Raw genomic sequence first — 13,022 nt, 5'->3', positions numbered from 1 at the left:
GGAGAACCGGAATGTTGCGCATGCTTGCGAATGGCGTTTGTCTCGCTGCCTTGATGCTAGCCGCTCAAACCGCCTATGCGGCCGAGGCGGACGAGTGCAGGGCTGTCCGCATGGCCGAGCCTGGCTGGAACGATCTCGCCTTCACCACCGGCGTGGCCAAGGTCCTGCTCCAGGCGCTGGGCTATGAGCCGCAGAGCGAGGTGCTCGGCATCAACGTCATCTACGAAGGCATGAAGAACAAAGACCTCGACCTGTTCCTCGGCTACTGGGACCCGGCGATGGTCACCTACTACGAGCCCTACAAGAAGGACGGCTCGATCGAGAACGTCCGCGTCAATCTGGTCGGCGCCAAATACACCTTCGCCGTGCCGACCTATGTCTGGGAAGCCGGCGTCAAGGACGTGGCCGACCTGCACAAGTTCGCCGACAAGTTCGGCAAGAAGATGTACGGCATCGAGCCCGGCTCGAACCAGCTGATGATGGACGCCATCGCCGACCCTCAGTTCCAGCTCGACGGCTGGCAGGTGGTCGAGTCGAGCGAAGCCGGCATGCTCTCGGAGGTCGGCTACGAGATCAAGGAGAAGCAGTTCATCGTCTTCCAGGGCTGGGCGCCGCATCCGATGAACACGATGTACGACTTCAAGTACCTGACCGGCGGCGACAAGTTCTTCGGCCCGAATTTCGGCGCCGCCACCGTGACGACGCAGGTGCGCAAGGGTTTTCTGCAGCAATGCCCGAATGTGGCGCAGTTCCTGAACAACCTCGCCTTCGACATCGATCTGGAGAATGTCGGCATGGGCTACCTCATCAATGACGGCATGAAGCCGGAGGAAGGCGCCCTGAAGTCGATCACCCTGAACAAGGACCGCCTCGACGCCTGGCTCGCCGGCGTCACCACTTTCGAGGGCAAGCCCGGCCTTGCCGCGGTCAAGGAAAAGCTCGGACTGTGAAGCCGGAGGCATTGGACCTGCCGGAGCAACAGGCCGAGCAGGGCGCCTGGGCCGGCCGCAAGCGGTTCGTCGATGTCGGTGGCCTCGATCTTGCCTATGTCGAGGTCGCCGGTTCGGAGCCGTCGCTGCTGCTCGTCCACGGCTTCACCGACACCAGCCGCAGCTTCTCGCTGCTTGCGCCGCATCTTTCCGGCCGCCGGCTGATCATGCCCGACCTGCGCGGCCATGGCGCCTCGCAGGCGGGCGAGGGCTGCGCCGTAGCCGATTTCGCCGAAGACATGGCCGGGCTGATCCGTCGCTTGCGGGTCGAGCGGCCGGTCGTCGTCGGCCATTCGCTTGGCGCCATGGTTTCGATTGCGCTTGCGGCGCGGCATCCGGAACTGATCGGCGGGCTGGTGGTCATGGCCGGCACGCTGAAGACCGATTTCCTTCCGGACCATCCCCTCGTCGCCGGCGTCGCGGCGCTGCGCGATCCCATCTCGCTAGCCGATCCGTTCTACGACTGGTGGCATGCCTGCGGGCCCGGCGTGCCGCAGGCCTTTCTTGCCGGCCTGGCGGCGGATGCTTCGGCCATGCCGGCGGCGCGCTGGCGCGCTATTCTCGAAGAAATCCGCCGGACTGATCTGACCGCCGCGGTGCGGGCCGTGCGGGTCCGGACGCTGGTCATAGCGGGTGCCTGCGATCCGCTTTTCGGCGAAGCGCACCAGCAAGCCCTGGTTGAAGCACTGGCCGGATCACGTCTCGTCTGGGCGCAGGATTGCGGTCACAACCCGCATTGGGAGGATCCCGCCCTTGTCGCCGACGCGATCGCCGGGACGTTTCAGAACGCGTAAGCGTGATCACCTCAGCAGCGATCGGGCCGTCGGCGTCAGGCGCAGCGTCTCGGTTGGCTTCGCGGTATCGGCCCGCGCGGCCTCGCGAAACGCTTGCCATGCCGGCGAAGCGGCGAGAGTCGCCTGGCATCGGTCGTGCGCCCCTTCGTCGTCGAAACGGGTGACCGCGACGAAGACGTTTTCACCGGCTCTCACCGGCAGGCGCGGAAATGTGTTTTCGGCATGCTCGCTGACGAAGGTGCCGAGCAGCCGGGCACCATTTGCCGAGGGCTGCGGAACCGCCTCCGCCTGGAAACGCTCGGCAAAGCCGACCTCGGTGCCAGGCCGCAAATAATCAATCGAAATCTCAACAATACCCGCTAAGTGACTCTCCTGGCTTTGTTTTCCGGTTTCGGCAGCGGCGGGCCGCCGCAGTCCCGACAGATCGAAGCCCGCATCTTTCCACGCCGGTTTCAAAAGCAGCACATCGTCGGAATCGATCATCGTCGCATTGGCGGCGTCGCGATGCCCGGTCCACACCGGCCCGCCATAGAAGGCGGTCAGCGCGTCCGTCCTGGCCTCCATGTCCTCGAAGCCGCGCAGCCAGACGAACATGTCGGGGCGGTCTAGGTCGCGGAATTGGCCGATGACGGTCATGCCGGACGCCTCCTGCGTCTCGACGAACTCCCGGTCGAACAGCGCAATCAGCGTTTCGCGCTGGCCGGGCTTCAGCGTGTATTGGCGGAGTTCGACGACAGGTGAGGCAAAGTGAGGGGCGCTGGAGGCTCGGTTCATGATCAAAATCTCAAAACAGGCTAATCGTCCTGTTTATAAACAGACCGGTTGTCCTGTTTTGTCAATCTGATATCTTGGCGGCATGTCAGGAGAGATTGCAGCTCAGCCGCGCTCGCAGCGCAAAAAGCGCACCAACGATCCGGAAGGCATGCGCCGCCGTGTGCTCGACGTGGCGGAAGACTCCTTCCAGGCGCGCGGCTATCACGCCTCGAGCCTCGGCGATCTGATGGCGGCGGCCGGCGTCACGGGCGGCGCGCTGCACCACCATTTCCCGACCAAGAAGGCGCTGGCGCTGGCGGTGATCGAGGAGCGTGTTGCGGCAGCTGTAGAGGAAACCTGGATAACCCCGGTGCGGGCGGCGCCTTCGGCGCGCGACGGCGTTCGCGCCGTGTTCGAGGCGGTGGCGGTGGAACTGGAGCAGCAGGGCTATGTGCGCGGCTGCCCGCTCAACAATCTCGCGCACGAGCTTTCGCTGGCGGACGACGAATTCCGTGCGGCGCTGGTCAGGATCTTTGCCAATTGGCGCCAGGCAATAGCTGATAAGATCCGGGCCGACCAACTGGACGGCGGGGAGGGCGCAACCGATCCGGAGCGTTTTGCAGCGCTGACTGTGGCGGCCTATTCCGGCGCTATGTCGATGGCCAAGACATCGCAGGATGCGGCGGTTTTGCGGGAGTGCTTGAAGGGATTGGAGAGTGTGCACCCGTCTTCGGGCGGACCGACAGCGAGGCGACGCCGCAGAGTGTTGCTGCGATAGACGCAGGCGGGACAGAGGGGGTGTGAAGGATCGCCTTCGCTTGAGAACTTAAGAAGCCAGCACTACTCCCGCAACGCCTTGATCGTCTCGAATCCCACCTCGCTCTGCGCGCTGGTACCCTCGTCATAGCGCCGCGCCAGCACCGCCTGCAGATCCGGCGAATAGAGCGCGGTGAAGCTGTCGACCACCGCGCCGGAATCGCCGGTGATCATCTCGCTCACCGCCAGCACGCTGTATTTGCAGTCACCCAGCTTGTAGGTCTCCTTGCCCCTGACGGAGAGCGCCAGGGTTTCGGTGCCCTTCGGCGCCTTCTTCGCCGACAACCGCACGAACTCGGTCTTGCTCTTGGCGCCGGCCTTCAGCGGAAACAGCTTCTTGATGTCGCCGAGCGGGATCATCGACAGCCGGCCGGTGTCGCTGTCGCGAAAGACCTCGATCAGCCCGGCGTAGAGATACTGCGTCTGCGGCGATTGCGACTGGTAGTCGTTGACGACCGCGACCATGCCGCCCGGCGCCGGCCGGAATTCGCTGCGGATGCCGGGCTTTTCCAGCACGAAGCCCGTCTTGGCGGACTTGGCGTCGACGCAGTCGGCCGCCTGCGCCGAGCCGGCAAGTGCCAGCGCGGCGACCATCATGCCGAACGTTTTGGTTCTCATGCTGTCCTCCTCTGCTCGCTCAGGTTGCCCCTGAAGCAATGGCAGACCGAGGTGGCTGTGTCGACCCGCGCTTAAAGCGCGTCGCACTGAAACGGATTCCGGCGACGCGCTTTAAGTCTTTGTTTTTATGCATGTCGTTTTCGCAAAACCGCTGCGCACTTTTGCGCGACATGCATTAGGCGCGAAAGGTCGCCATGCCCGATCTGGACGATCCGGCGCTGAAACTGTTCAATCGGGTGATCATGAATCGACCACCCTCATTGTCCTTCTCTCGCCGCGCTTTCCTCGAGCGGATGGGAGGCCTCGCCGCGGCCTGCACTTTGCCGCGCGCCGCTTTCGCCCAGACCGGCCGGCGCATCCAGCCGATCGACGCGACTTTTCTGTTCATCGCTGACATCCATGCCTGCCGCATGGCGCGCAAGTTGAGCCCTCATTGCGAACAGGAAGGCAAGACCGACGCGGCCTTGCTGCGCAATGTGGCGGCCTTGAACGGGATTTCGGACAAGGAATGGCCGGTCAAGATCAACGGCGTCGCCACCGGCCTGCATTCGGCCGGCACGCGCATCGGCACGCCGCTCGGCCTCGTCACCGGCGGCGACATCACCGACGACGGCGGCGGCCAGGTCACCGAGCCCAGCGAAGGCACGCAGCTTCTGCAATTCAGCCAGCGCTATCAGCAGGGCGTCGGGCCGGACCGCGTCCACATTCCCGTCTATGTCGGGCTCGGCAATCACGATCTCGACCAGAACGGTTCGCCTCCGCATGTCGACTGGTATCGCCGCGAATTGCGCGACTATGTCGAGGTCAATCATCGCCCCGGCGTGTTCTTCAAGCCGCCGGTGCCGGCGACAAACTACGACGTCGACACCGACTGCTATTCCTGGGACTGGGGCGGCCTGCATCTTGTCCAGACGCACCGCTTCGCCGGCGACACCGGCCATGGCGCGATAAGCAGCCTGCCTTGGCTGAAGCAGGACCTGGCCACTTATGCCGCCGACGGCCGCCCGGTGATCCTGTTCCAGCACTATGGCTGGGACACCTTCTCGATCGAGCGCTGGGACCCGGCAAAGCGCGCCTATGACGACGAAGGCGCGGGCCGGCCGCACTGGTGGGGCGAGGCCGATCGCCAGGCGTTGGTCGCCGCGCTGAAGGGCTACAACGTGATCGCGATCTTCCACGGTCATCAGCACGAGGTGCCGATGATCTACCAGCGCGAGGGGCTCGACTTCATCAAGCCGAAGGCCGCCTATATGGGCGGCTTCGCGCTGGCGCGGGTGACCGATGACAACATCGATGTCGTGCTGGGTGAGGCGACCGGCGATCACGGCGAGGTGGTCTTCACCAACGCATTCTGCAAGCAGTTCGAGACATGAAAAGGCCGCCTGGAGGCGGCCGTTTGCGGGATTAAAGCGCCTTGCGGACCTTGTCCTTCACGTCGCCATAGGCCTTGCGCACCTTGCCGGCGATCTTTTCGGACACGCCTTCCACCTGCATGCGCCGGTTGCCGGTGGCCTTGCCGGCCGCCTGCTTGACCGAGCCTTTTACCTGCTTGGCGATTCCGGCGACCTGATCCCTGTTCACCATGTCCGCATCTCCTGGGTCCGGAATGGGAGACGGATGCGGGGGCTGCATCCGACACGTCAACGAACCGATAACGTTCGGGTTCCGTCCGACCTGCCAGGTCGCGGCAAGGACTTTCGGCGGGAAGGCGAAGCGGTTAGCCTGACGCCGCAATCGGCATGAAGTGGGCAACCATGGCGGAATTCACGCTCTATATCGGCAACAAATGCTTCTCCTCATGGTCGTTGAGGCCCTGGGTGGCGATGCGGCATCTGGAGGTTCCGTTCGAAGAAAGTTTCGTGCGTCTGCGCACGCCCGAGACTGCCGCCAATCTCGCCAAGGTGTCGCCGACCGGCCTGGTGCCGGTCTTGAATCATAATGGCAGGATCGTCTGGGAAACCCTTGCGATCCTTGAATATCTGGCCGACCTCTTCCCGGAGAAAAAACTCTGGCCGGAAGATGCCAGCGCCCGCGCCTTGGCGCGTTCGGTGGCGACCGAGATGCATTCCGGCTTCCGTGAGGTCCGTTACGGCTGGCCGATGAATTTGCGCCGGCCGAAGGCCTACAAGCCGCTCGATGCCGAGGGCGAGGCGCAACGGGCGCGCATCGAGGCGATCTGGCGCCAGTGCCGCGAGCAATATGGCAAGGACGGCCCGTTCCTGTTCGGCCATTTCACCGCGGCCGACGCAATGTATGCGCCGGTCGTCACCCGCTTCGACACCTATGGCGGCGAACTGGCGCCCGTCACCCGCGCCTATGTCGATACCGTGTTGGCGACCCCGGCGATGCGGCACTGGTACGCCGAGGCCGCCAAGGAGCCATGGCCGGAGCCAGGGCCGCACGAACAGGATTGAGCCAATTCCGGGAAAAGTGTGGAGCGGCCCGCAATTGCGTCAACTGCTCTGATGGCGGGGCTTCCAGAATGCCCCGCTCGGCCTATGTGAGGCTGCGGGCCGGGTTCCTGGAGATTTCTCATGACATCCGCTAATTCCCCACTCGCCGGCAAGGTCGCGCTCGTCACCGGCGCCTCGTCCGGCATCGGCGAAGCGACGGCCGCCGCGCTTGCCGCCGCCGGCGCGAAGGTGGCCGTCGCCGCCCGCCGCATCGATCGCCTCGCGACGCTCTCCAGCCGCATCGAAAAAGCCGGCGGTACCGCATTCGCCATCGAAGCCGATATCGCCAAGGGTGGCGACGTCGCCGCCATGGTCGACAAGGCCGCTTCCGAATGGGGCCGGCTCGACATCCTCGTCAATAATGCCGGCGTCATGCTGCTTGCGCCCGCGGCCGAAGCCGATCCCGACGACTGGCGCCGCATGATCGAGATCAACCTGGTTGGCCTGATGGCAACCACCAAGGCGGCGCTGCCGCACCTCAAGGCCTCCAAGGGCCATGTCGTCAACGTCTCCTCGGTGGCCGGTCGCGTCGCCAACCCCGGCGCCAGCGGCTATGCGGCGACCAAGTTCGGCGTCGTCGCCTTCTCGGAGTCGCTGCGCCGCGAGGTCTATGCCGACAAGGTGCGCGTCACCGTCATCGAGCCGGGCCTGGTGCGGACCGAACTCGGCGACCACATCACCAACCAGGAATTCAAGGCCGGGCTCGAACACCGCCTCGCAACCATGGAAGCGCTGACCGCCGAGGATATCGCCAATGCCATTCTCTACGCCGTCAGTCAGCCGCCGCGCGTCAACATCAACGAGATCCTGATCCGCCCGACCGACCAGGAGCGCTGAGCCGCCAGCGAACCCGATCGACAACAATTGACCGGCGCCGCATTTCGGCATAATACGTAACCAGATGGATACATATTATGCCGCAGGCTGATCCCGACCGTTCCGTCTTCCGCGCCATCGCCGATCCGACGCGGCGCGCTATCCTCGACCGGCTGCGGCAAGGCCCGGCGCCGGTCAACGAGTTGGCTTCCGCTTTCTCGCAGAGCCGCCCGGCGATTTCCAAGCATCTGAGGATACTGCGCGAGCTCAACGTCGTCTCCGAGCAGCGGCAAGGCCGCGAGCGCGTTTACCGCCTGGAGCCGGCCGAATTGAAGGACGTCGCGGACTGGATCCTGCCTTACCGCGACTTCTGGCAGCAAAGCCTCGGCAATCTCAAATCCTATCTGGAGAATGCCAATCCGGAGGACGACTAATGGCCAGCAATGACAAACCGCGTGCGATCGCCGACGTGTCAGCCGGCACCATCCTTGCCACGGTGACGATCGCCGTGCCGCCGGAACGCGTTTTCCGCGCCATCACCGCCGGTGACCAGATCCCGCTCTGGTGGGGCGCGGACAACATGTACCGGACGACGAAACACACGGCCGATGTCCGGCCCGGCGGCGCCTGGCGCTCGGAAGGCAACGGCGCTGACGGCCAGGATTTCCATGTCGGCGGCGAATATCTGGAAGTCGAACCGCCGCATCGCCTGGTGATGACCTGGATAGCGCCGTGGGACGGCGATCATGTCACCACCGTTACCTATACGCTGGAAGCAGTGGAGAACGGCACACGGCTGACGCTGCGCCACGACGGCTTCGGCGCGCGCCGCGACTCCTGCCGCGACCACGGTTCCGGCTGGGAGCGCGTGCTTGGCTGGCTCGGCGACTTCCTGTCCAAGGAGACCGGTGCCAAGCCGATGTCGGTCTTTCATTGCCGGATGATCCCGCCGCGCCCCGACTTCGCCTTCACCCTGACGGAGGAGGAGAGGGCGCTGATGAACGCGCATGCCGACTATCTGCGCGGCCTGCTCCACGATGGCACGATGATGCTGGCGGGTCCCGTCGCCGATCCCGCCGGGCCTTGGGGGCTTCTGATCCTGCGCGTCGGCAGCGAGGCCGAGGCCGAGGCCGTGACCGACGGCGATCCGGTGGCGCGTTCGGGCCGCGGCTTCCGCTATGAAATCCTGCCGATGTTGAGCACGATCATGTGAGGCCGAAAAGAAAACGCCTCTCGCGCTTTTTACGGCGCGGGAGGCGTCTTTTGTCAGCTCTTCGTGAGATTGCTCTCTTGAATTGCTGACCATATTCAAATGTACGGACGCTGGATTGGTTCCCGCCGCTTGCGAATTTTTTTGGGAAGCTGGCCGCCTCATTTTTTCGGCGTCAGCACCGGCACGGTAAAATGTTCAAAGACACCATGGGCCGGGTTCAGCCCGACGACGGCTAGGCCGACGTTTTCGTCCATATCTCGGCCGTTGAGCGCGCCGGAATGCACGACATCGAAGGCCAGAAGCCCGGCTACGAGATGGTTCGGGACACGAAGTCGGGCAAGACCTTCGCCGACCATCTGCAGGCTGCCTGAACGAAACTCACCCTGCCATGACCACGGATGTAACTGGCACCGGTAAATGGAAGAAGGTCGCGTCGATGCCTGACCTTTTTTCGTTCCCAAGCGTGGATTGTTCGTCGCGGCCCGATTGCGATGTGCTAAGCAGCCCGCACCCGCAAATGTAAATACTCCGAACCAGGAGAAGATTTTGTCCCTAATTCCGAAGACATCCCGCGACCAGGCCGAGTCCCTTTTCAGCAAGTCCCGGACCCAGTCGATGTCGCTCAACCGCATCATGTCCGAACGGGATGCTGTCAGCCAGGCCCGGGAGGCCAAGACCGCGCGCCTGCGCGAACTGCGGCTGGAGAAGGAAGCAGAGGCGGCTGCCCTCGCCGCCGCCTCCCTGAAACGCAAAGGCAAAGGCTGATGGCAACCAAACGCGTCCCGCCAAGGCCGATCGCCGCCGACTCGACCATCGCCGACATGGTCGATGTTCTGGACAGACCAATCGAATATGTACGGCGCGTTTTGGAGAAGCTGGAGCGCTGCAGGCGCGCCCATGGCGATGCGCAGGTGAGGCTTGGTGTGCGCAGCCGTGCCGAATGCCCGAACTATCTGATCGAATATGTGCGGGAGGACAGCAAGACCCGCGAACGCGTGACCCATCGCGATGCGGCCTATAGCGGCAGCACGCATCGCGAACTGGCGCCGCATCATATCGAGGAGGCCAGGAACTGGTCACCGGAGGAAATGAACATCACGGCGGTTTCGGCGCTGATCGGCCGCCTGCGCAATCCGCGAGCGCCGTCACCGCGTTTCGCTGAAGAGGACTGATATGGCCATAAGATTCTCCGCCAAGGATCAGCCTGCCGAAAAGCCGGCCAAGCCGTCTGCCACCGCAAAGCCGGTCGGGCCCGCCGCCGCTCCGAAAGCCGATGGGCCGGCCGCGAGCGATCTGTTCGAGACGTCGGCAGAAGCGTCGCCGCGCAAGACAGGCAAGAAGAAATAGCGCCTTGCCGCACGACTCCGGCCATAGCCGCTTGCCTTGGCTGCCGGATCCGGCAGCCAAGGCATCTGCCGCCTTCGACTGCCAGAGCTGCGGCGCCTGCTGCGCCTATTCGGCCGACTGGCCACGCTTCTCGACCGAAGAGGATGCCGAACTCGACCGCATCCCCGAAGCACTCGTCGCCGCCGACCAATCCGGCATGCGCTGCGAAGGCGGCCGCTGCGCCGCACTTCGCGGCGAAGTGGGCAAGGGGACAGCCTGCGCGATCTACGAAGTCCGCCCGCATGTCTGCCGCGCCTGCATGCCCGGCGGCGGCGACTGCCTGATGGCAAGGGACATGTATGGGCTGGCGTTGAAGCTGCCAATCTCCCCCCTCGAGGGGGAGATGCCCGGCAGGGCAGAGGGGGGCGCTGTCCCGCCGACGTCTCAGTCGAGCTGTAACTGCACACCGGAGTAGATTTCTCGCGCAAAGAACTGAGAGGGGGGCACGAAGGAATGAGGCGCTGTTCCAGTTGCCCCTCACGACATGGGCGGCGACGAACCGTCCGCCACCAGCCGCTTCGCCGCATCCGCGGCGGCAGTGCAGTAGCTTTGGTCGCCATGGATCAGGATCATCACCATGGCGCCTTCGATCAGCAGGAAGAGCTCGCGCGCCCGTGCCTTGGGCGTCGGCACGTTCGCTTCAGCAAGCAGCGTTTCCAGATGCCGCTCCATCAGCGCCTTGTGCTGGCGGGCGATCGAGCGCGCGGGATGGCCGGATAGGTCGGCGAGCTCGATCGCCAGCCGGGTGAAGCCGGAGCCGGCCCAGCGCGGCTTGGACGACCATTTGACCAGGCCCTCGAACAGCTTGTCGATCAGCTCGGCCGCGCCGCCCGACAGGTCGATGCCATAGTTCTGAAAGTCGGCGAAGGTACGCTCGTGCTGCGAGGCGAGCACGGCGGTCAGCAGCGCGTCCTTGCTATCAAAGTGGTAGTAGAGCGTGCGCTTGGTGACGCCCGCAGCATCCGCGATCTCGTTCATGCCGACGCGGAAGAAGCCCCGGCGGCGAAACAGCTTGTAAGCCGCCTGCAAGATCTCGGGCCTGGTCTCGTCGGACGCTCTGGGCATGGGGCACGGCCGTCGCCGGTGAAAGTATACTCGCTAGTGAATTTACATCAGTGGGCACGCGCCCTTCAATGATCAGCGTCTGCTAATATTCGATAGGAGGACGACGATGGAAAGAGTAGTCCCCACGGCGCTCGATGCCCCGACAGAGATCGTGGCCTTGCCTGACGAGATCATGGCCTCGGCGGCGCCAAAGCTCATGGCGAATATGACCTGCATTGAGGACCTGCGCCATGCCGCGCGTCGCCGGGTGCCGCGCGTCTTCTTCGACTATGCCGAGGCCGGCTCCTATGCCGAGCAGACGTTGCGCGCCAACCGCGCCGACCTCGAGCGCATCACGCTTAAACAGCGCGTGCTGGTCGACGTCGAGCATCGCGACACGGCAACCACGATCCTCGGCGAGAGGGTGTCGCTGCCGGTAGCGCTTGCGCCGATCGGCCTCGGCGGCATGCAATGGGCCGATGGCGAGATTCTTGCCTGCCGCGCGGCAAAAGCCGCCGGCATCCCCTACACGATGAGCACGATGTCGATCTGCTCTATGGAGGACGTTGCTCAAGCGGTGGGCAAGCCGTTCTGGTTCCAGCTGTATGTAATGAAGGACCGTGGTTTCGTGCGAGCGCTCGTCGAGCGGGCGCTCGCCGCCCGCTGCAGCGCGCTGGTACTCACCGTCGACCTTCAGGTGCTGGGGCAGCGCCATGCCGATGTCAGGAATGGGCTCTCGGTGCCGCCTGCGCTCAAGCCGCGCACTATCCTTGACATTGCCAGCCGGCCGGGCTGGGCGGCCCGCATGCTCTCGGCCAAACGCTGGACCTTCGGCAACCTCGCCGGACACGTGAAGGGCGAGGGCAGCATCAAGGCCGTGGCCGACTGGGTGTCGCACCAGTTCGATGCAACGCTGAGCTGGAGCGACGTCGACTGGATCAGGAGCATCTGGCCGGGCAAGCTGATCCTCAAGGGCATCCTCAACGTCGACGACGCGCGGAGCGCCAGAAAGACGGGCGCCGACGCCATCGTGGTGTCCAACCACGGCGGCCGGCAGCTCGACGGCGCGCCGTCGACCATCTCGATGCTACCCAAGATCGCCGAGGCGGTGGGCTCGGAGATCGAGTTGCTGTTCGACGGCGGCGTGCGCTCGGGCCAGGATGTCGTGAGGGCGGTGGCCCTTGGCGCCCGGGCCTGCCTTGTCGGACGCGCCTATGTCTACGGCCTTGGCGCCGGCGGCGAGGCCGGCGTGGCGACGGCGATAGAGATCCTGCGCAAGGAGCTGTCGGTCACCATGGCGCTGACGGGGACAAGAAGTGTCGCGGAGATTGATGGGCGGGTGTTGAATTAAGAGAGGCGGCGGTTCCTCCAGGGCGGCGACTTGACCGCCGAGACGCCGGCGGGGCAGCGCCCCTCTCTGGCCTGCCGGCCATCTCCCCACAAGGGGGAGATTACGCTCTCGCCACCGCTTGCCCACACTCGCACCTCCCGATACCTTGCCGCGCGGGCAGGGCCGTGGAGGAAACCTTGAGCATCGAATTCCTGTTGACGTCACTGATTGTCGTGGCCTCGCCCGGCACCGGCGTTCTCTACACGTTGAGCGCAGGCCTTTCGCGCGGCGCTCGCGCCTCGATCATCGCCGCCTTCGGCTGCACGTTGGGCATCATCCCGCATATGGCCGCCGCCATCACCGGCCTTGCCGCCATCCTGCACACAAGCGCCGTCGCCTTCGAGACGCTGAAATATCTCGGCGTCGCCTACCTTCTCTACATGGCCTGGAACACGCTGAAGGAGAAGGGCGGGTTGAGCGTCGACCAGAACGTTCCGCCACGCTCGGCGGCCAAGGTCATCACTTCCGGCATCCTGATCAACATCCTGAACCCAAAACTGTCGATCTTCTTCTTTGCCTTCCTGCCGCAATTCGTCAGCACCACCGAGCCGCACGCGCTGCCGAGGATGCTGGAGCTCTCCGGCGTCTTCATGCTGATGACCTTCCTGGTTTTCGCGATTTATGGCGTGTTCGCGGCTTCGATCCGCAGCCACGTCGTGTCGCGGCCGATGGTGTTGACCTGGATGCGCCGCACCTTCGCCGGCGCCTTCGTCATGCTCGGTGCCAAGCTGGCGCTGGCGGATCGCTAGT

Annotated in this window: 18 protein-coding genes and 1 pseudogene; 15 read left to right on the top strand and 4 right to left on the bottom strand. The window is 64.5% G+C overall.

Annotated elements, in window-relative coordinates; translation table 11 throughout:
• Positions 1-11: 11 nt before the first annotated feature.
• Positions 12-950, top strand: a complete 939-nt coding sequence (choX, locus tag RFM40_RS12775; RefSeq protein WP_320226309.1) for a choline ABC transporter substrate-binding protein — start codon at positions 12-14, stop codon at positions 948-950.
• Complete coding sequence (locus RFM40_RS12770; RefSeq protein WP_320226310.1) at positions 947-1,783, top strand: alpha/beta fold hydrolase; 837 nt, start codon at positions 947-949, stop codon at positions 1,781-1,783. Before choX ends, RFM40_RS12770 begins: the two co-directional genes overlap by 4 nt.
• 6 nt (positions 1,784-1,789) lie before the next feature.
• On the opposite strand, the gene RFM40_RS12765 is transcribed toward RFM40_RS12770, so the two are convergent.
• Positions 1,790-2,557: an NIPSNAP family protein gene (locus RFM40_RS12765; protein WP_320226311.1), complete on the bottom strand. Its 768-nt coding sequence runs from the start codon at positions 2,555-2,557 to the stop codon at positions 1,790-1,792.
• Positions 2,558-2,705: 148 nt separating this feature from the next.
• Here RFM40_RS12765 and RFM40_RS12760 point away from each other — a divergent pair, with 148 nt between their 5' ends.
• Positions 2,706-3,314: a TetR/AcrR family transcriptional regulator gene (locus RFM40_RS12760; protein WP_320226373.1), complete on the top strand. Its 609-nt coding sequence runs from the start codon at positions 2,706-2,708 to the stop codon at positions 3,312-3,314.
• Between the two features lie 62 nt (positions 3,315-3,376).
• On the opposite strand, the gene RFM40_RS12755 is transcribed toward RFM40_RS12760, so the two are convergent.
• Positions 3,377-3,970 carry a hypothetical protein gene (locus RFM40_RS12755; protein WP_320226312.1) on the bottom strand — a complete coding sequence of 198 codons (594 nt, stop codon included), beginning with the start codon at positions 3,968-3,970 and terminating at the stop codon, positions 3,377-3,379.
• A gap of 242 nt (positions 3,971-4,212) precedes the next feature.
• On the opposite strand from RFM40_RS12755, the gene RFM40_RS12750 reads away from it, so the two are divergent.
• A complete protein-coding gene (locus RFM40_RS12750) occupies positions 4,213-5,343 on the top strand; it encodes a metallophosphoesterase (protein WP_320277656.1) in 1,131 nt (376 codons plus the stop codon).
• A gap of 31 nt (positions 5,344-5,374) precedes the next feature.
• On the opposite strand, the gene RFM40_RS12745 is transcribed toward RFM40_RS12750, so the two are convergent.
• Entirely contained in the window at positions 5,375-5,554 is a 180-nt protein-coding gene (locus tag RFM40_RS12745) for a CsbD family protein (RefSeq protein ID WP_292341301.1), read from the bottom strand.
• 170 nt (positions 5,555-5,724) lie between these two features.
• Between RFM40_RS12745 and RFM40_RS12740 the strand changes: the two genes are divergently transcribed.
• The 9 genes and pseudogenes from RFM40_RS12740 to RFM40_RS12700 all read left to right on the top strand — a co-directional run bounded on the left by RFM40_RS12740 (position 5,725) and on the right by RFM40_RS12700 (position 10,253).
• Positions 5,725-6,384 carry a glutathione S-transferase family protein gene (locus RFM40_RS12740; RefSeq protein WP_320226313.1) on the top strand — a complete coding sequence of 220 codons (660 nt, stop codon included), beginning with the start codon at positions 5,725-5,727 and terminating at the stop codon, positions 6,382-6,384.
• A gap of 120 nt (positions 6,385-6,504) precedes the next feature.
• Entirely contained in the window at positions 6,505-7,260 is a 756-nt protein-coding gene (locus tag RFM40_RS12735; protein WP_320226314.1) for an SDR family NAD(P)-dependent oxidoreductase, read from the top strand.
• 77 nt (positions 7,261-7,337) lie between these two features.
• Positions 7,338-7,673, top strand: a complete 336-nt coding sequence (locus RFM40_RS12730) for an ArsR/SmtB family transcription factor (RefSeq protein ID WP_320226315.1) — start codon at positions 7,338-7,340, stop codon at positions 7,671-7,673.
• Positions 7,673-8,452 carry an SRPBCC domain-containing protein gene (locus tag RFM40_RS12725; RefSeq protein ID WP_320277629.1) on the top strand — a complete coding sequence of 260 codons (780 nt, stop codon included), beginning with the start codon at positions 7,673-7,675 and terminating at the stop codon, positions 8,450-8,452. Before RFM40_RS12730 ends, RFM40_RS12725 begins: the two co-directional genes overlap by 1 nt.
• A gap of 141 nt (positions 8,453-8,593) precedes the next feature.
• Positions 8,594-8,823, top strand: a pseudogene (locus RFM40_RS12720) (cold-shock protein).
• 175 nt (positions 8,824-8,998) lie between these two features.
• A complete protein-coding gene (locus RFM40_RS12715) occupies positions 8,999-9,217 on the top strand; it encodes a hypothetical protein (protein ID WP_320222643.1) in 219 nt (72 codons plus the stop codon).
• Positions 9,217-9,624, top strand: coding sequence for a hypothetical protein (locus RFM40_RS12710; RefSeq protein WP_320277628.1), 408 nt, complete (start codon positions 9,217-9,219; stop codon positions 9,622-9,624). Before RFM40_RS12715 ends, RFM40_RS12710 begins: the two co-directional genes overlap by 1 nt.
• A 1-nt stretch (position 9,625) precedes the next feature.
• Positions 9,626-9,799: a hypothetical protein gene (locus RFM40_RS12705; RefSeq protein WP_320277627.1), complete on the top strand. Its 174-nt coding sequence runs from the start codon at positions 9,626-9,628 to the stop codon at positions 9,797-9,799.
• A gap of 4 nt (positions 9,800-9,803) precedes the next feature.
• Complete coding sequence (locus RFM40_RS12700) at positions 9,804-10,253, top strand: YkgJ family cysteine cluster protein (RefSeq protein ID WP_430691664.1); 450 nt, start codon at positions 9,804-9,806, stop codon at positions 10,251-10,253.
• Between the two features lie 62 nt (positions 10,254-10,315).
• Here the strand turns inward: RFM40_RS12700 and RFM40_RS12695 are convergent, their stop codons facing one another.
• A complete protein-coding gene (locus tag RFM40_RS12695; protein WP_320226320.1) occupies positions 10,316-10,903 on the bottom strand; it encodes a TetR/AcrR family transcriptional regulator in 588 nt (195 codons plus the stop codon).
• Positions 10,904-11,099: 196 nt separating this feature from the next.
• On the opposite strand from RFM40_RS12695, the gene RFM40_RS12690 reads away from it, so the two are divergent.
• Together RFM40_RS12690 and RFM40_RS12685 are read left to right on the top strand one after the other, a co-directional pair.
• On the top strand, positions 11,100-12,233 hold the full coding sequence (locus RFM40_RS12690) for an alpha-hydroxy acid oxidase (RefSeq protein WP_320277655.1): 1,134 nt from the start codon (positions 11,100-11,102) through the stop codon (positions 12,231-12,233).
• A 176-nt stretch (positions 12,234-12,409) separates the two neighbouring features.
• Entirely contained in the window at positions 12,410-13,021 is a 612-nt protein-coding gene (locus tag RFM40_RS12685; protein WP_320226321.1) for a LysE family translocator, read from the top strand.
• Position 13,022: the final 1 nt, after the last annotated feature.

The sequence above is a fragment of the Mesorhizobium captivum genome (assembly GCF_033977165.1).
Taxonomy (GTDB): domain Bacteria; phylum Pseudomonadota; class Alphaproteobacteria; order Rhizobiales; family Rhizobiaceae; genus Mesorhizobium; species Mesorhizobium captivum.
This window is presented reverse-complemented; position numbering and strand designations above follow the sequence as displayed.

What these genes read in the sequence shown, in the direction of transcription:
- RFM40_RS12695 (WP_320226320.1), bottom strand. Translation starts at nt 10,903, where the DNA reads ATGCCCAGAGCGTCCGACGAGACCAGGCCCGAGATCTTGCAGGCGGCT.
- RFM40_RS12750 (WP_320277656.1), top strand. Translation starts at nt 4,213, where the DNA reads ATGAATCGACCACCCTCATTGTCCTTCTCTCGCCGCGCTTTCCTCGAG.
- RFM40_RS12725 (WP_320277629.1), top strand. Translation starts at nt 7,673, where the DNA reads ATGGCCAGCAATGACAAACCGCGTGCGATCGCCGACGTGTCAGCCGGC.
- RFM40_RS12730 (WP_320226315.1), top strand. Translation starts at nt 7,338, where the DNA reads ATGCCGCAGGCTGATCCCGACCGTTCCGTCTTCCGCGCCATCGCCGAT.
- choX (WP_320226309.1), top strand. Translation starts at nt 12, where the DNA reads ATGTTGCGCATGCTTGCGAATGGCGTTTGTCTCGCTGCCTTGATGCTA.
- RFM40_RS12760 (WP_320226373.1), top strand. Translation starts at nt 2,706, where the DNA reads ATGCGCCGCCGTGTGCTCGACGTGGCGGAAGACTCCTTCCAGGCGCGC.
- RFM40_RS12755 (WP_320226312.1), bottom strand. Translation starts at nt 3,970, where the DNA reads ATGAGAACCAAAACGTTCGGCATGATGGTCGCCGCGCTGGCACTTGCC.
- RFM40_RS12710 (WP_320277628.1), top strand. Translation starts at nt 9,217, where the DNA reads ATGGCAACCAAACGCGTCCCGCCAAGGCCGATCGCCGCCGACTCGACC.
- RFM40_RS12745 (WP_292341301.1), bottom strand. Translation starts at nt 5,554, where the DNA reads ATGGTGAACAGGGATCAGGTCGCCGGAATCGCCAAGCAGGTAAAAGGC.
- RFM40_RS12740 (WP_320226313.1), top strand. Translation starts at nt 5,725, where the DNA reads ATGGCGGAATTCACGCTCTATATCGGCAACAAATGCTTCTCCTCATGG.
- RFM40_RS12690 (WP_320277655.1), top strand. Translation starts at nt 11,100, where the DNA reads ATGGCGAATATGACCTGCATTGAGGACCTGCGCCATGCCGCGCGTCGC.
- RFM40_RS12765 (WP_320226311.1), bottom strand. Translation starts at nt 2,557, where the DNA reads ATGAACCGAGCCTCCAGCGCCCCTCACTTTGCCTCACCTGTCGTCGAA.
- RFM40_RS12705 (WP_320277627.1), top strand. Translation starts at nt 9,626, where the DNA reads ATGGCCATAAGATTCTCCGCCAAGGATCAGCCTGCCGAAAAGCCGGCC.
- RFM40_RS12735 (WP_320226314.1), top strand. Translation starts at nt 6,505, where the DNA reads ATGACATCCGCTAATTCCCCACTCGCCGGCAAGGTCGCGCTCGTCACC.